Consider the following 16,985-nt stretch of genomic DNA (forward strand, 5'->3'; position numbering starts at 1 on the left):
TTAAAAGCAGTTTTTAGATCAATCAGGAATTACGGTTAGAGAAATATTAAGGATTCAAATAAATTACCATTCATTAATCGAGTTTTCGCTAAAATACAAAATAGGTTTTAGTAAATTATTGAACAGCTAATTTAAAGTGTACACGCAAATATCACTCCAATAGCTTACATAGTTTTTGTAGATTTGGAGGTAACACTAACACAAGTATGGATAAAAATCAGGATATTCCTTGGTCTCTCGTTGTCACTCCAAAGTCCAATTGGTTAAACCTTAATTTAAGGGAAATATGGCGGTATAAAGATTTAGTTTTTCTTTTTTTAAAGCGCGATATAGTTACTGTCTATAAACAAACCATCCTGGGCCCTTTATGGTTCATTATTCAGCCTGTACTTACAACTCTTGTATTTACGGTGATTTTTGGGAATATTGCCAACATATCAACAGACGGTTTGCCACATGTTCTTTTTTATTTAAGCGGGATTGTGGTTTGGAATTATTTTGCAGATTGTATTAAGAACACTGCAGATGCATTTAAAGCAAATGAAAATATCTTCGGAAAAGTATATTTTCCAAGGGTGATTGTTCCTTTGTCCACAGTACTTTCAAATTTAGTGAAATTCGGAATTCAATTTCTTCTATTCATAGGGGTTTTAATTTTTTATACTTTTAAGATTGATTTACCGGCGATTGGACTGGATATCATTATTTTACCTTTTTTAATAGTATTAGTAGCACTGCTTAGTCTTGGCTGTGGAATGATTATATCTTCGCTTACCACAAAATATAGAGATCTGAGTTTTCTTATATCATTCGGCATTCAGTTACTTATGTATGCCACTCCGGTAATTTATCCGCTTTCGGAAGCGCCCGAGGAGTACAGGCCTTTTATACTTGCTAATCCCATGAGTTCATTAATAGAATCGTTTAGAAATATATTTTTGGGAACAGGAGAGATAAGTTTTTCCCATTTACTCTACAGTTTAATTTTTACTGTTGTAATTTTCCTTGCGGGCTTGATCGTCTTCAATAAAACTGAAAAAACCTTTATGGATACCGTATGAGTTATATTTCTATAAAAGTAGAAGATTTAAGCAAGCAGTACCGACTTGGTGTGGTGGGAACGGGAACTTTATCGCACGATCTTAACAGGTGGTGGTATAAAATGAGGGGCAAGCAAGATCCTTATTTAAAATTAACGGAAGTAAATGCACACTCCACAAAAGCCAGCGGTAATTATGTATGGGCATTAAAGGATATCAACTTTGAAGTGGAGCAGGGGGAAGTGCTGGGAATTATTGGAAGTAATGGTGCCGGAAAGTCCACATTGCTAAAAATTTTGTCACAGGTAACTGCCCCTACTACAGGTGTTTTTAAAGCCAGAGGAAGAATTGCCAGTTTGCTGGAAGTAGGTACCGGCTTTCACCACGAACTTACAGGTAAAGAAAACATTTTTTTAAACGGAGCCATTTTGGGGATGACCAAAAGTGAAATTCGATCTAAGCTGGATGAAATTATTTCCTTCTCGGGGGTAGAGCGATATATAGATACGCCGGTAAAGAGATATTCTTCTGGAATGAAGGTGAGGTTGGCCTTTGCAGTGGCAGCACACCTGGAGCCGGAAATTTTAATTGTAGATGAAGTATTGGCGGTAGGAGATGCTGCTTTTCAAAAACGGGCTATTGGTAAGATGCAGGAAGTGAGCCATAACAGCGGTAGAACCGTTTTGTTTGTCAGCCATAATATGGGGGCGGTTTCACGGTTATGCTCCAGGGGATTAGTACTAAAGGAAGGAAGCCACTTTTTTGACGGCACGGCAGATGAAGCCGTACAGGCTTATGGGCAGGTAAATATATCATCAACCGAACCTGATATTTCACAAAGAAAAGACAGGCAAGGTATGGGAGATTTTCGGTTTACCAGCGTACGAATAGAAAATGAAGCTCACCAGCCGGTGGAGGAAATACGTACAGGTTCCCGTTTTTTTGTACATGCTAAAATAAAAGCAGAGAGCATTTCTCCAAAAAAGGTGTATGCGGCAGTTTGCTTCAGGGATGCACTAGATAATAGGTTGTTTACGCTGTCATCTTCCTTGTTTGGTAAAAGGGTAAGCCTGGAAGGAGAAACAATTTTAACTTTTGAAGTACCACGAATGCCACTTTCAGAAGGTCTTTATTTGTGTGATCTTTATATAGCAGAGGGCAGGGGGGACACGTTGGTTCAGGACTATGTGAGAAGCGCCTTTAAAATAAAAGTATATGGGAATGACTATTTTAATTCCGGTGATCCGCAGCCGGTGGGATTGGACAGGTTTTATGTAGATTTTGGACTAGTAAAAAATCATGATAAAGAAATAATAGGAACAAAAACAAAGGCATGAACAACATACGATTCGCAGTAGTAGGATGCGGTCATATTGGCAAAAGGCATTTAAAAGTTATTCTTGGGGAAGAAAATGCTGAACTTACTGCCATTTGTGATAATGATACAGGGAAACTGGAAGCAATCAAAAACTCAGGAATTGAAGCACATTTTTTTGATGATTATGAAAAGATGTTGCAGGAATCTAATGTAGATATCGTATGTATATGTACGCCACATGGGTTACATGCTGAAATGAGTATACTCGCGGCTAAGTACAAAAAACATATCCTGGTTGAAAAACCAATGTCTTTAAATAGTAGTGAAGGCCGGGAGATGATAAAATCTGCAGAAGAAAATGGGGTGAGATTGTATGTGGTAAAACAGAACCGATATAACAAGCCAATCCATCTTGCGAATGAAGCATTAAAGAATAAAAAACTGGGAAAGGTTTTTATGGTACAATGTAATGTGCTTTGGAACAGGAATCAGGAGTATTATGAACAGTCCTCATGGAGAGGAAGAAAATCTTCTGAAGGTGGAGCTTTATTTACACAGGTCAGTCATTTTCTGGATTTGCTGGTTTGGTGGTTTGGTGAAATAGAAGAAGCTAAAACATTGGTGGACACCTTAAATCACGAAATTGAGATAGAAGATTGTGGGGTTTCGGCCTTAAAATTTAAAAATGGCTCTTTAGGATCTATTATGTGGACCAATTGTGTTTATAATTCTAATTACGAAGGAAGCATTACCATTTTAGGAGAAAAGGGGACTATAAAAATTGGAGGGCAATATCTAAATGAAATTGAATATTGGGATGTAAATTCTTATCCACTTCCTATAGATGTAGAATTTGAAGATAAGCCCAATTCTTACGGCACCTATCAAGGCTCCAGTTCTAATCATGATAAACTTGTGCATGAATTGGTGCTCGAAATTATTCAGGATCGGAAAGGTGTTGTCGAGGGGGAAGAAGGATTAAAAAGCATTGAAGCTATTGAAAAAATCTACAGGCATACCAAATTGCAATGAGCACTAAAATTTTTTATGACTATCCTGATTTTCCATCGTCCTTCTGGGCTAAAAATGCCGATCTTTTGTTTCATTCAAAGAACTGGATAGAAGTTTTAAACAGAACCTATAGTCTTCAAATTATTATGGCGCAAGATGAGGGTTCAGAAGAATTTCTTTTGTTTGGACTTGTGGATAATCCTTTTGAAAAGAAGTTAATCAGTTTGCCTTTTTCAGACTATTCAGGCGAAGATAATTTATCTAATTCATCTGCTTTTGAGATTATAGAGGCACTTCAGAAGAAATTTCCTGCTTTTAATATAGTTTTTAAAAGTAGGTTTTACTCTTTTAATTTATCTGCTTCGGAAGAAAAAAAGCCTACAAGATCAGCATTTTATCATCGAATATTAATTAAGGACCTTAAGCCTAATCAAATAAAAAATAATCAGTCTTCATCTTTTCACAGAGGAGTACGGAAGGCATTAAAAGAAGAAGTAAGCGTACAAAAAACCTGCGCAAAAGAAGATATTGAAGAGTTTTATGATTTATACGCAAATCTGAGATTAGAGAAGTTTGGGATAATTCCGCAGCCCTTTTGTTTTTTCAAAAATATATGGGAACTTTTTTTGTTAGAGGAAAAAGGTTTTCTTCTTAAAGCTGTTTATAAAAATAAAACTATAGCATCTATATTTATTCTGGAGCATAAAAATAAATGGTACTACAAATTTGGCGCATCGGCAAAAGATCATCTAAAGAAAAGGCCTAATAATCTTCTTTTTTATAAGCTTGTTGAATTGGCGGAGGAAGAACAGGTAGAATTTATAGATTTGGGAATGAGCGGCAGCGGGAAAAATTATGAAGGTTTGAGGAGGTTTAAAGAAGAAATGGGGGGGCATTTATTTCCTATAAATGTATATGAATTTGATGCTTTACAACCAGATGAGATAGAAAAAGAGGATAAAAAAGTATTGGAAAAATTTACCAGTTTAATTGTTTCTGAAAAACCACCTCTTAAAAAAGTTAGCGAATTAAGTGAATTTTTATATCCGTTTTTTGTATGAAATTAGCTTTGGTTGGGAACAATGATGGTCCTTTACGAATTTTAAGATCACTCCAAAAAAAAGACCTTCCCGTTTGCGTGGGCCTTCAAAAAGCAATTTCTCGAGATCTTGAAAATCAATATTTACAATACATCAATGTAAACAATTTTTATACCCAATTTGGAGAAGACTTGCTTTTTAAAATTCTTGAACAATATCAGCCGGAAATTGTGATAAATTGTTTTTGTAATTTCAAATTTGTAAAGCTACTGAATATTTATAAAGTTTTTAATGTTCATCTTTCTGCCTTGCCAAGATATAGAGGCAGGCATCCACTGCATTGGGCATTAATAAATGGAGAGCAACAAATTGGGATTACGATACATGAAATGACTTTTGGTTTTGATGAAGGCCCAATTTATTGGCAGAAAAAAATAAGGGGAACAGATAATTTATCGGTATCTGCTGCCAGAGAAGAGCTACTACAGCTACTCGAGGATGATTTTCAGGATTTTATGTTGAGATATAAAAAAGGTGAAATTACGCCGCATGAAAATTTAGATGAAGAAGCCACTTTAATTAAACGAAGAATTCCTGCTGATAGCGAGCTTACGGAATGGGGAAACCGGGATTTGATTTTCAGGAAAGTCTGGGCCTTATGTTCAGAAAAGAATCCCGCTTTTATTACTATCAATAATCAGGAAATTCCGGTGAAGGAAGCTGAAAAAATAAACTTCAACAGTAATTATTCTGAAGGTAGAATTGTTGATTTTCAGGATGGTTTTGTTGAAGTTAGCTGTGGAGGAAGAGCAGGGATTCGTTTAAAACTTTTAGGGCATATTCCCAATTTTAAAATTGATCAGGATTATATATGAACGTAGATTTTTTAGACTTAAAGCAGCAGTATTTATCAATAAAAGATGAAATAGATGCCGCAATGTTTGGGGTTATAGCATCCTCTGCTTTTATTAAAAGTAAGCCTGTAGCTGATTTTGAAAAAGAATTTGCCGATTATTTGGGAGCAGAGCATGTTATTAGTTGTGCAAATGGTACCGATGCGCTGGAGATATGTCTTCGAGGTTTTAATATTGGTGCAGGTGATGAGGTCCTGGTACCTGCAATGTCTTGGATTTCTACTTCAGAAGTAGTGGCGACAGCTGGAGCAACGCCTGTTTTTGTTGATATTGATGCAGAAACTTTTTGTATAGATATATCCAAAATTGAAGAGAAAATCAGCAATAAAACCAAAGCTATTATTCCTGTTCATTTATATGGACATCCGGCAGATATGCAGACAATCTTAGAAATAGCTCAAAAACATAAATTAAAAGTTATTGAAGACTGTGCACAGGCACATGGTGCCGAAATAGATGGAAAAAAAGTAGGGACGTTTGGAGATGCCGCCACCTTCAGTTTTTTTCCTACTAAAAATCTTGGTGCTTTTGGAGATGCCGGTGCCATAGTGGTAAAAAATATCGATCTGAAAAATAAAATTTCAGCAATTGCCAATCATGGTCAGGAAGAGAGGCATGAGCATATTTTGCATGGCAGGAACAGCAGGATGGACGGTATTCAGGCAGCTATTCTTTCAGTAAAATTAAAACATTTGGATAAGTGGGGTAAAATGCGGGAGCAAGTGGCCAGACACTATTGTAAGGAACTGGGGCAATTAAAAAATATAAGCCTTCCCAAAGAGCAGCCTTTAACTAAGCATGCCTACCATCTGTTTGTAATAAAAACTGAAAAAAGGGATGAATTAAAAGAGTTTTTAGAAGCAAGGCAAATCACTACACTAATTCATTATCCAAAAGCCCTTCCTTTTCAGTTATGCTATAAGGAATATGGATTTAGAGAAACAGATTTCCCCATAGCTTCCAAAATTCAAAAGCAGATACTGTCGCTACCTTTTTATCCTGAAATTTCAGAAGAAGCTATTCACCATGTATCCCAAAATATTAAAGATTTTCCATTTTGAAGAAAAAGAAATTAATCAAGTTCGATATTGTACATCCATCTGAATATTTAGAGCAGAAAAAGAAAAAATGGAAGGATTTAGACTCTATTTCTGCTGAAGAATACCGAAATAGGCTCATTAAGTTAAGGAGTAATTATTCTGATTTTTATACCTATCATCTTAACAAAATGGAGGATTGGGAGGCAGAAGAATTTTTTTTACTTGATGATACTTATCTTTTTAAAATAGCAGAAGAACTTTTTGGAAAAAGCCATGCGCTGCGTAGGTTTAGGTATGGCTACAACAAGCGTCTGAAATTAAATCCTAGAAAATGGAGGAATTATGTCGTAGATAAATATATTCAAAAATTTAAACCAGATGTAATTTTTGCCCGTTCTCAACCAATTCCCAGCGCTTTTTGGCAGCGATATAGAAAACACACACTGCTTGTTGCCAGACTTTCTGCACGTTTACCTCATGCCTGGCATCCTAATGACTGGGATCTAATTTATACAGATCAGCCAGATTTCAGGACCTTCTTCGAGCTACACGGGGTTAAAACTATTCTGAACGATCAGGGTTTTGATAGCAGGGTGGCTGGTGAGCTAAAAGCAGGAGACAACAATAGCGATATAGTTTTTATAGGAGGCTTGGGTACAGAGAATTTTTTAAATAGAACTTTATTTTTAAATGAAGTTGCAAAAGAACTTGAAAATTTTAAATGGTGGGGCTATTGGTGGAAATATGGAGGAGACGGAAGAGCTCTCAAGGATTTTCCTGCATTACAAAAAACTTTCCATGGTTTTACTTCAGGTTTAGAAATGTTCCAAATTTACAGGAACAGTGCTATAGTGGTTAACGATTATGTGGATACTGCTAATGGAATAGGATTTAATCAAAGAATTTTTGAAGTTATGGGATCGGGAGGTTTTATGTTGACCAGAGACGCCCCTAATTTAAAAGATCATTTCCCTATGGATTTATTTGTTACTTATAAAAATAAGGAAGACTTTAAGGAGAAAGTGAGTTACTACCTCCAAAATTCGGTGGAGAGGGAGAAAATTGCCAAAAACGCACAGGATTTTATTTTTGAAAATTTTGATTATACCCGGATTGTGAGAGAATTTTCTTCAGATTTGATTACCGAACTGCAGAAAAAATTTGGGTAATCAGGAGGAGTGATATTATTTTTTTTTCTCATTTTTAGCCTGCCTGGTTTAAGATTTTTTTCTTCACGTTCTTCATTAAAATCATGGCGATTCTTTTATCGAGATAGATAGAGTACAGCAAGTTGCCGATAAAGCTGGGTTTTTGCAACTTCAACAGGGTCATGGCTTTTATGTAGTACCTGATACTCAGGCGCCTGTTAAAAGTTTCGCTGCTTTTCACTGCTTTAAATTCTCTCTTATATACTTTCCATTCCTGTAACCTTTTATTTAGTTGGTCTATAGTCGTGTTGTTGGTAGCACTAAAACTATTATTGCTCATTCTCCGGCCGCTAAGGAGTTCATCGAAATATTTTGCTTTCCCATGCTGTGATATTAGAAGTTGTATGGCATAATCGGCACTATAAACCTCCCAAAACCATTCAGGGAATTCTTTGATCAGATGATTTCGGAACATCATTGAAGAAGTTTGTATAAACCATTCATGGGCTATATCTTCATGAGTCAGGGTTTCCTTTTCCTTTAAGAAACTAAATTCTTCATTGTGATAAAATGGTTCGGCTTCATTATCATCAAAATGAATGAAGGCATTATGAAAGCTGAGCGTGTAATCCTGATTTTTCTCCAAAAAATCAACCTGTGTCTGCAGTTTGTTCTTGCTTATCCAATAATCGTCCCCATCCAACAGTGCAATATATTTCCCGCGGCATGCATAAATATTGGTAATATTGTTGGTGCGGCCGGGTATATCATTATATCTTTTGGGGTGCAGAATAAGTTCAATAATATCCGGATATTTTTCTTGATATTCTTTAAGTATTTCCTGTGTCCCGTCAGAGGAGCAGTCATCACCAATAATGATCTCATACTTAAAATTCACTTCCTGCATCAATACAGAATCTATGGCTTTCTTGATATATGCCTTTTGATTGTAGGTTATGATGGATACACTAAGCAGGACTTCATCAGGCTCCATATTCTTTAATTATTATATTAATAGTGGATGGCTTTCTTTTCTTACCCCAAATGTATCAACTCCTTTTGACTTCTCAAGTATTTCTTTGTAAAAGGCACTGCTACTTATTCCAAGATATATTATAGATTAAAGAGGACAATGGAAGAAACTAAAGAAAGTTTTTAAAATTAGCCATTCAATGGTCGTAATATAGTACCGTGTAGCCGGGTTTTCCTAAGTGATATTGTCTTTTAATTCCTCAAAGGTTCTTTTCAAATACCGGAGTTTTGTTTAATTTAAGATTTAGCTGGTCGAAATTTGTTAATGGGACGAAATATTGAAGGAAATATTTATAAAAAGAATTTTTAACTACTTCACTTCAGCAATGATCTGAACAAAGCGTACTTGTTATCTAATCTTGGTTTTAGAAGTGAACTATAAATTAATTTCGGAAAAAATATAAGTGAGAAATCAGTAAGAAAATAGGCTGAAGTATTTTTCAGAAAAAAATAATATTTCTTTTGGTAGAATAATTTGGTCAGATGAAAATATTTAACTTCCGTAATTCTACGTTGTATTTCCCTTGACATTTTCAAATTCTTCAGAATTTTTTTATTGGGAAAATATGGAGTAAATTCCTTTCGGTATAACCTGAGTTCATTTACCTTAATTTCTAAATTTTCAGCAGTAAAAAAGTGGTTTATCATGAAACTGTCGCCATGATTTCTATAGCCGGTAAAAAGATCTTTTGAAAATTTCAGGTAGCCTTTTTGCGTTAGCAAAAGCATTAAAGCATAATCTGCACTAATAATTTTCCAAAACCATTCTGGAAATTCATTTATAATGTTATTTCTAAACATGTAAGTAGAAGTAGCAATAAAAGCGTAGGGAGTTTGAATAATATCTTCTATTTTTAGGCTGGCATCTGCAAAAATATCTTCATTATGAGTTTTAACTATTGAAGTCATTTTACCGTCTGCTTCAACTATTTTAGCCTGGTGACCAAAGATTGAACAATTTGGATTCGCTTCTAAAAAATCTACTTGTCTTTGAAGCTTATCTTTGGTTATCCAGAAATCATCCCCATCCAGCAAAGCAATATATTTCCCCCTGCAGGCATATATGTTGGTGATATTGTTTGTTCTTCCCGGGATGTCTCCATATCTTCTGGGGTGAAGAATTAGATGGATTATAGCTGGATATCTTGCCTCATACAATTTGAGAATTTCCTGTGTGCCATCTGAGGAGCAATCATCACCAATAATTATTTCATACTTAAAGTTGACTTCCTGCATCAATACAGAATCGATAGCCTCTCTTATAAAATTTTTTTGATTATAAGTTATTATGGATACGCTAACGAGTATTTCTTCAAGATCTTTATGCATTAGCTACAGAATGCAAAATTATGCGCATTATTAAATAGAGGGTTTGTTTTATCTTCCGGCTTCCAATTAGAAGTATCTTTAATTTCTTCCGGCATTCTCGATTCAGGGATAATTCTAAAATCAAATGATACTCTGGACTTTCCGGTGAGGTTGTTTTTGGCACCATGCTTAAGGTTGACTCCATTAAATCTCAAAAATTGTCCAGGTTCCAATTCCATGGCTTTATAATCTTCTTTACCTTCCTGAGATTCTATCCAGAGGGAATTGGTATCATAGGTTTTTGTTAGTGGTAGAAAATAGTTTATTTCTGCCTGATTATGACCGTAATCCCTATCACGATGAAACCGCGAAACTCCTTCGGCATTGCTATAGAGAATGCGGTGAGATGGTTTCGACTGGTAATAGATTCCTTCATCATATTGTGGGCGAACTACATCTTTTATAAATTGGTGGAAGGTTTGGTTAAATTTTTCACCTTCTTCAGAATTTAATTTTTCATAAAGGCGTTTGTGCAGGATAGTCTGCTCCATATTTTTATAGAGGGAATTTTTATTTTCTGAAGACGGCTCTCTTGCTTCCGCTTTTACTTCAGAAAGTTCTTCAACTTCTAAATAATCTCTTATTATCTTCGGAAAGTTATATGTGTATACGTCGTATTTAAAAATTTTTGATTCCATTCTTATTCCTGTTTAATTGCATATCCTATTCCTGTTTTACCAAATCCGTTTCCGTTGTAAAACAAATATCTTAGGCCTTTGTGAATAACAACATTGGGGTAGGTTTGCATCTTGGAGTCCCATCCTTTTTCTGAAAAAGTTATTCCTGCTTTATCATCCATTCGACTCCAGTTCAAGGCATCTTTGGATTCAGCATAACCAATTCTATAACTGTCTTTCCCGTCACGATAATCAAAACTGCCCCTGTAAGTGAACCACATTTTATAGATTCCATTTTCTTTTAAAACAGAAGCACGCGCATTCGCTTCAAATTTATCTTTTGGTGCTATACAGGTAATATTTTTTCGCTCCCATTTAATACCATTTATAGATGAGGCGTATTTGATTTCGTAAAGGGGCTCGGGTTTATTATTTACTTTCACAAAACCGGTGCTGGAAGCATACCACATATGCCAGATACCTTCTTCTTTAATCACGTATGGAGAGGCCGTAAAGTAAGGTTCCGTAGCATTTCTGTCGACTATTGGACCTTCGAACATCCTCTCAAAAGTTTCTCCATTATTTTTACTTACTGCAAGACCTATAGAGTTTCGGTATGGTACGGAGCCGCTTGGATTCCAGCCAACATAATAAAGATACAATTCATCATCAGTAGTAACAATAGAGCACGGCATAATTCCCCCATCGTCAAATGTGCCTAATTTCCCTAGTGGCATTATAGGTTTGGACGGATAACCTAAAATATTCTTTGGGTTTGCTGCTTCAACATCGATATAAGTTAGCATGCTTTGTCCTCTATTGTTCCGTGGGGAAAAGAAAATTCTGAATACCTTATCATTCAGGATATGGACTGTGGGAACACAGGCATGTGTAACCATCCAATCATGGTTGTTGTTGGTATTAAATATTACTCCTTTTTTAATCCACGTCATTATCCTTTGCTTTTATGGGATATACTGTCCAAATCAATACTTTTTTTGGCCATTTTCTTTGAGCTTTGCCCCAGATGTATTTCTCCGGGTTTAGTATCTTTTGTGATAATAGCCCCCATTCCTACGAGCGTCGCCTCGGCGATAATAGTTTCGTCCCTTATAGTGGCATTAACGCCAAAGAAGCTATGATTTTCTATGACACAGGAACCGGAAATTACCACATGGGAGGTGATAAAAACATGGTCTTTTATTACGGTATGGTGCCCAATGTGGTTTCCGCTCCACAGCACACAGTTGTTTCCAATTTTTACAAAAGGCTGGATTGTGTTGTCTTCAAATATAAAACAGTTGTCGCCAATGTCAAGATCTGGCCACGTGGTGGCTTTTGAACTTACATAGCTTACCAGGTGGTAACCTTTTTCTTTTGCAGCCTCATATTTTTCCCTTCTTAGATGGCTCATTTTCTTGAAGCTAATAGGCAAAAACATACTATATTCAGAAGGGGGATAATGTTTTTCTACATCTTCAAAAGCTACTAATGGCAGATTTTCATATTCATTTGTATTCAGGTAATCACGATCTACTGTAAATGCCGAAACTTCATGGGGACTGTCATGTTTAAAATAAAAGTGGGCAAGGCTGGCGAGCTGGCTCTCCCCAAAAATTACAATTTTTCGTTGTTGCATTTTATATTCAATTTTAATTTTAGCTTCCTTGGCCGATAGAACGATTTCAAAGAATCAGGTTAAATTCGGACTGAAAACCAGTTAAATTAATTGATATTCATTTAAGAACTTTTTTGTACCACTAAATCCGTTAAACATAAATAAATCTATAATTGAAAGCCAGGGGACAAAACTTTCTTTAAACTGGGAATATTTTATAGGATTGGACTGCAGGAATTTTAGATGAATGTCATTTTCATTAAATTGTTCTTTTCTATATAGTTCCTTACCTCCAATGCTATTAATATACGTATTCGCTTTTAGGTAATTGCATAATTCAATTACTTTCTCCTCAGCTTTGAGCTCATGTTTTATGGGAAGTTTGGAGGAAATAATGATGTTAGTATCTATTTCTAATTTTTCTGTTACTTCTATTATAGAATTATAAATAAATTGAAATAAATTTTGGGTTTCCTGAAGAAATAAAGGTTTCAAAAACTGAAAAGTTTCTTGAAAATAAGGAGCTTTTCTATATGCATTTTCAAGTTGGGCAAGTATTTTCTTCCTTTCTTTTATAGAATTTCCGGCGAGTTCTCGTTCCCTGACATCGAGAAAATCGCTGTCTTTTTTTATAGGAATGGTAAATAATTTTTCTTTTCCGTTCAATAAGAACCTATTTCGGCTAAACCAGCCTTTTTTAGTGTATTGGATATTATCATATACCACGAATTTATCCACCGCATTTATTAATTGGAAGTAGCTAATGTATGGGAAAAAATAGGGCTGCATAATGGCTACCTTCATCGTTCAAAAGATTTTTTTACAGCAGTCAGGATACGGTTTGTTTCTTTATCATTTAATTGTGGGTAAAATGGCAGGCATAGTATTTTGTCACTAATTTCTTCAGATACAGGGCAATTTCCCCGGGGCATGTAAGCTATTGTATTTATGGAAGGGAAAAAATAACGCCGGGGAAAAATGCTTTGTTTTTCAAGGAACTCTTGAGTACGCTCACGCGCTTCAGCATTTTCGAATATTACGGGAAAATAGGCGTAATTGTACCTTACATTTTCAGGAATACTAATAAAAGTTAATGGTAGCATTTTCAGTCCTTCCATGTAAATTTCAAATAGATTTTTCCTTGCTTCCACAATGTCATCAATTCGCTTCAGGTTGCAAAGGCCCATGGCCGCATGAAATTCAGAATTTTTTCCATTAATTCCCAGGTATTTGTGGTCATCCCCTTTATGGCCAAAAGATTTTGTATGTCTTATTTTTTCAGCTAAAGCTTTGTTTTTAGAAAATATAGCACCTCCCTCTACAGTATGAAAAATCTTTGTGGCATGGAAACTAGCTGTGGACAAATCTCCATAATTAAAAATAGATTTGTTGTTGAGATTAACACCAAAAGCATGCGCGCCGTCATAAATTACCTTTAGGTTGTTTTTGCGGGCAATTTTTTCGATTGCCTCAACGCTACAGGGGATTCCGTAAACATGTGTGGCCAGAATTGCGCAAGTATTATCCGTAATTTTATCTTCTATTATGTTAGGATCAATACATAAATCTTTTGCAGAAATATCACAAAAAACTGGCTTATTACCTTCCCAGATGATAGAAGAAGCGGTGGCCACGTAAGAGTAAGGTGTGGTTATAATCTCTCCTTTCAATTCCAGTACTTTTATTGCCAATTGCAATGCAATGGTGCCATTGGTGGTGTACTGTATATAAGGAACGTCTAGAAAGTTTTGAAGTTTTATTTGAAGGCTTTTTACCAAAGGGCCTTCATTGGTCAACCAGCCATTTTGCCAGATTTTATCCAGATAGGTCTCGTATTCCGCTTTTTCAGGTAAATAAGTTTTGGTTACGTAAATTGGTTCTTTGGATTTATTTTCCATCTGGTGCTTTAAATTGCTTTCTAAAGTTATTTAAATTTATCATTTACCAAACGTTTTCACCGGAGATTTCGATCTGTGGTGGGTTAATCTGGACAACGGGAATTGTATTGAATTTTTATTTTTCCCAGTACAAAAAATGGATTTCCCGTCAAAATATTATATTTTCAGCACAGAGGTTTAAATAGTTTGAAACTTCAAAATATTGGTATATTTTTAAGACATATTCAGGAAAAAGTCCCTTAAATTGGTTTTTAGCTAAAATACGAAATCAAGTTTATTGCAATATTTAAATGCAGAATTTGTCTGGCTGCATATCGTCTCAAATGAAATGTTATGGGAATGAACAAGAATACCGTTTGTGGCTGGGCATCTTTTGTCCTGTTTTTAATTGGGGCAGCAGTTATTTTACTGGGTGTATTAAAATACCTGGATTATGCCATAGGGTTTTCAGTAGTGGGAATAGGATTTTTTGCGATTTCCTGGGCATTTAACGCATTAAAAGGAAGAGTATAGTATGGATGAAAAACAAATGAAAGAACAACTGATTAAGCATTTACAGGGAGGTGAAGCTTACCTGTCTTTGGCAAATTTTCTTGATGAGATTCCCTATGATAAAATCGGAAAGCGTCCCGGTACGCTGCCTTACTCGTTCTATGAGGTTTTCTACCACATTGCCTACGCACAAAAAGATATTATAGAGTACTGTACTGCTGAAGAATACAAAAGTGCAAACTGGCCTGATGATTACTGGCCGGAGACGCAATTTCCCGAAAGCGAAGAAGACTGGGAAGAGCTAAAAGCAGATTATTTTGAATGCCGAAAGGATTTTGAAGATTTTATTATGAATCCCGAAAACCAACTAATGCAGCCTGTTAAGAACGGCGAAAATCAAACACTTTTACGTGAGCTTATGCTTGTTATCGAGCACACTTCCTACCACACAGGACAACTACTCGTAATTCTTCGTTTACTCGGACTCCACAAAAGCTGATATTTGGTAAGACATCAATTATTTCTAATCAAATTTTAAGATATTTGCATTTCTTCTGAAGATCAAAAACTGACTTCAGAAAAGACTGATACATCAAAATTTAAGAATTATGGCAGACGATAAAAAGGTGATTTTCTCCATGTCGGGAGTTACCAAGACTTATAAAAATGCAAATACTCCTGTTCTCAAAAATATCTACTTGAGCTTTTTCTATGGAGCTAAAATTGGAATTTTAGGATTAAATGGTTCAGGTAAATCAACTTTACTTAGGATTATTGCGGGAGAGGACAACAACTATCAGGGTGACGTGGTCTTTTCACCTGGTTATAGTATTGGGTATCTGGAACAGGAGCCAAAACTGGATGAAGATAAAACCGTACTGGATGTTGTAAAAGAAGGTGTAGCTGAAACAGTTTCTGTGCTAGACGAATACAACAAGATCAATGATATGTTCGGTTTGCCTGAAGTTTATGAAGATGCAGATAAGATGCAGAAGCTTATGGACAAGCAGGCAGAACTTCAGGATAAAATTGATGCTACTAATGCCTGGGAACTGGACACCAAGCTGGAGATCGCAATGGATGCACTACGTACGCCGGAAAGTGATAAGAAAATTGGAGTCCTTTCCGGAGGAGAAAGGCGCCGTGTCGCATTATGCCGTTTACTACTTCAGGAACCTGATATTTTGCTTTTGGATGAGCCTACCAACCACCTGGACGCTGAATCTGTGCACTGGTTGGAACATCACCTTGCGCAATATAAAGGGACGGTAATTGCCGTAACACACGACCGTTATTTCCTTGATAATGTTGCTGGCTGGATTTTAGAACTGGACAGGGGAGAAGGAATTCCGTGGAAAGGAAATTACTCTTCCTGGCTCGATCAAAAGTCTAAACGACTTGCGCAGGAACAAAAGCAGGCGAGCAAACACCAGAAAACTTTAGAAAGAGAGCTGGAATGGTCTCGAATGAATCCGAAAGGAAGGCAGGCCAAACAGAAGGCACGTTTAAATAATTACGACAAGCTGATGAGTCAGGACCAAAAGCAGGTAGATGAGCAGCTTGAAATATATATTCCTAATGGGCCAAGGCTGGGAACGAATGTAATTGAAGCTAAAGGAGTTAGTAAAGCTTTTGGAGACAAATTGCTTTATGAAGATCTTAATTTCAAATTGCCGCAGGCGGGAATTGTGGGGATTATTGGTCCTAACGGTGCCGGTAAAACCACAATTTTCAGGATGATTATGGGAGAAGAGCAACCTGATAAAGGGAATTTTGAAGTAGGGGAGACTGCTAAGATCTCCTACGTAGATCAGGCTCACAGTGATATTGATGTGGAAAAAACCATCTGGCAAAACTTTAGCGACGAGCAGGAGCTCGTGATGATGGGCGGCCGTCAGGTGAATTCCAGAGCCTATTTAAGCAGGTTCAACTTTAGCGGAAGCGAGCAGAATAAAAAAGTAAGCATGCTATCGGGAGGGGAGCGAAACAGGCTCCACCTTGCGATGACTTTAAAGGAAGAAGGAAACGTGCTGTTGCTGGATGAACCTTCCAATGATTTGGATGTAAACACGCTGCGGGCGCTGGAAGAAGGTTTGGAAAACTTTGCGGGATGTGCAGTGGTAATTTCCCACGACCGTTGGTTTCTGGACAGGGTATGTACTCATATTCTTGCTTTTGAAGGAGACTCACAAGTCTACTTCTTTGAAGGCGGATTCTCAGATTATGAAGAGAACAAGAAAAAACGACTTGGCGGCGATGTAATGCCGAAGCGAATCAAGTATAAGAAACTGGTTAGGTAATTTTAAACAACAAGCAGTAAAAAAGGAGCCGCAATACAAAAAATGTGGCTTCTTTTTTCACTTTTCACTTTTCACTTTTTCAGCCTTTCCCGGCATTGGTCCACGCAGGTGAATTATTAGTCCGTTTAGGAAATTTCGGAGAAACTGGT

The 16,985-nt window shown here is 36.4% G+C and carries 17 protein-coding genes and 1 pseudogene; 10 read left to right on the forward strand and 8 right to left on the reverse strand.

Annotation, left to right across the window (positions count from 1 at the left end):
- Positions 1-206 precede the first annotated feature (206 nt).
- Genes RM529_RS02960 through RM529_RS02990 form a run of 7 tightly spaced genes read left to right on the forward strand, consistent with a single transcriptional unit; the run spans position 207 to position 7,532 of the window.
- A complete protein-coding gene (locus RM529_RS02960) occupies positions 207-1,061 on the forward strand; it encodes an ABC transporter permease (protein WP_311483262.1) in 855 nt (284 codons plus the stop codon).
- Positions 1,058-2,377, forward strand: coding sequence for an ABC transporter ATP-binding protein (locus tag RM529_RS02965; RefSeq protein ID WP_311483263.1), 1,320 nt, complete (start codon positions 1,058-1,060; stop codon positions 2,375-2,377). The genes RM529_RS02960 and RM529_RS02965 overlap by 4 nt, the downstream gene beginning before the upstream one ends.
- Entirely contained in the window at positions 2,374-3,390 is a 1,017-nt protein-coding gene (locus RM529_RS02970; protein ID WP_311483264.1) for a Gfo/Idh/MocA family protein, read from the forward strand. The genes RM529_RS02965 and RM529_RS02970 overlap by 4 nt, the downstream gene beginning before the upstream one ends.
- A complete protein-coding gene (locus RM529_RS02975; protein WP_311483265.1) occupies positions 3,387-4,430 on the forward strand; it encodes a GNAT family N-acetyltransferase in 1,044 nt (347 codons plus the stop codon). Before RM529_RS02970 ends, RM529_RS02975 begins: the two co-directional genes overlap by 4 nt.
- On the forward strand, positions 4,427-5,284 hold the full coding sequence (locus RM529_RS02980) for a formyltransferase family protein (RefSeq protein WP_311483266.1): 858 nt from the start codon (positions 4,427-4,429) through the stop codon (positions 5,282-5,284). Before RM529_RS02975 ends, RM529_RS02980 begins: the two co-directional genes overlap by 4 nt.
- Positions 5,281-6,384, forward strand: a complete 1,104-nt coding sequence (locus RM529_RS02985; protein ID WP_311483267.1) for a DegT/DnrJ/EryC1/StrS family aminotransferase — start codon at positions 5,281-5,283, stop codon at positions 6,382-6,384. Before RM529_RS02980 ends, RM529_RS02985 begins: the two co-directional genes overlap by 4 nt.
- Positions 6,381-7,532: a glycosyltransferase family protein gene (locus RM529_RS02990; RefSeq protein WP_311483268.1), complete on the forward strand. Its 1,152-nt coding sequence runs from the start codon at positions 6,381-6,383 to the stop codon at positions 7,530-7,532. Before RM529_RS02985 ends, RM529_RS02990 begins: the two co-directional genes overlap by 4 nt.
- A 34-nt stretch (positions 7,533-7,566) precedes the next feature.
- Here RM529_RS02990 and RM529_RS02995 read toward each other — a convergent pair whose 3' ends face one another.
- The 7 genes from RM529_RS02995 to RM529_RS03025 form a co-directional block, all read right to left on the reverse strand.
- Positions 7,567-8,505, reverse strand: a complete 939-nt coding sequence (locus RM529_RS02995) for a glycosyltransferase (protein WP_311483269.1) — start codon at positions 8,503-8,505, stop codon at positions 7,567-7,569.
- A gap of 353 nt (positions 8,506-8,858) precedes the next feature.
- Positions 8,859-9,872: a glycosyltransferase family 2 protein gene (locus tag RM529_RS03000; RefSeq protein ID WP_311483270.1), complete on the reverse strand. Its 1,014-nt coding sequence runs from the start codon at positions 9,870-9,872 to the stop codon at positions 8,859-8,861.
- Positions 9,872-10,549: a 2OG-Fe(II) oxygenase family protein gene (locus RM529_RS03005; RefSeq protein ID WP_311483271.1), complete on the reverse strand. Its 678-nt coding sequence runs from the start codon at positions 10,547-10,549 to the stop codon at positions 9,872-9,874. Before RM529_RS03005 ends, RM529_RS03000 begins: the two co-directional genes overlap by 1 nt.
- Before the next feature lie 2 nt (positions 10,550-10,551).
- Positions 10,552-11,481, reverse strand: a complete 930-nt coding sequence (locus tag RM529_RS03010) for a glycoside hydrolase family protein (RefSeq protein WP_311483272.1) — start codon at positions 11,479-11,481, stop codon at positions 10,552-10,554.
- Positions 11,481-12,167 carry an acetyltransferase gene (locus RM529_RS03015; protein WP_311483273.1) on the reverse strand — a complete coding sequence of 229 codons (687 nt, stop codon included), beginning with the start codon at positions 12,165-12,167 and terminating at the stop codon, positions 11,481-11,483. Before RM529_RS03015 ends, RM529_RS03010 begins: the two co-directional genes overlap by 1 nt.
- Before the next feature lie 81 nt (positions 12,168-12,248).
- Complete coding sequence (locus RM529_RS03020) at positions 12,249-12,950, reverse strand: WbqC family protein (RefSeq protein ID WP_311483274.1); 702 nt, start codon at positions 12,948-12,950, stop codon at positions 12,249-12,251.
- Positions 12,947-14,044 (reverse strand): DegT/DnrJ/EryC1/StrS family aminotransferase, encoded by a 1,098-nt coding sequence (locus RM529_RS03025; RefSeq protein WP_311483275.1) that lies wholly within the window; start codon positions 14,042-14,044, stop codon positions 12,947-12,949. The genes RM529_RS03020 and RM529_RS03025 overlap by 4 nt, the downstream gene beginning before the upstream one ends.
- A gap of 333 nt (positions 14,045-14,377) precedes the next feature.
- Here RM529_RS03025 and RM529_RS03030 point away from each other — a divergent pair, with 333 nt between their 5' ends.
- From RM529_RS03030 to ettA, 3 genes are all read left to right on the forward strand, one after another.
- Positions 14,378-14,557 (forward strand): CAL67264 family membrane protein, encoded by a 180-nt coding sequence (locus RM529_RS03030; RefSeq protein WP_311483276.1) that lies wholly within the window; start codon positions 14,378-14,380, stop codon positions 14,555-14,557.
- A 1-nt stretch (position 14,558) separates the two neighbouring features.
- Positions 14,559-15,035 (forward strand): DinB family protein, encoded by a 477-nt coding sequence (locus RM529_RS03035; RefSeq protein WP_311483277.1) that lies wholly within the window; start codon positions 14,559-14,561, stop codon positions 15,033-15,035.
- A 109-nt stretch (positions 15,036-15,144) separates the two neighbouring features.
- Positions 15,145-16,836, forward strand: a complete 1,692-nt coding sequence (gene ettA / locus RM529_RS03040) for an energy-dependent translational throttle protein EttA (protein WP_311483278.1) — start codon at positions 15,145-15,147, stop codon at positions 16,834-16,836.
- Between the two features lie 57 nt (positions 16,837-16,893).
- Here the strand turns inward: ettA and RM529_RS03045 are convergent.
- Positions 16,894-16,985: pseudogene (locus RM529_RS03045) on the reverse strand (DUF1456 family protein); the annotation flags it as partial.

The sequence above is a fragment of the Autumnicola edwardsiae genome (assembly GCF_031846505.1).
GTDB classification, from domain to species: domain Bacteria; phylum Bacteroidota; class Bacteroidia; order Flavobacteriales; family Flavobacteriaceae; genus Autumnicola; species Autumnicola edwardsiae.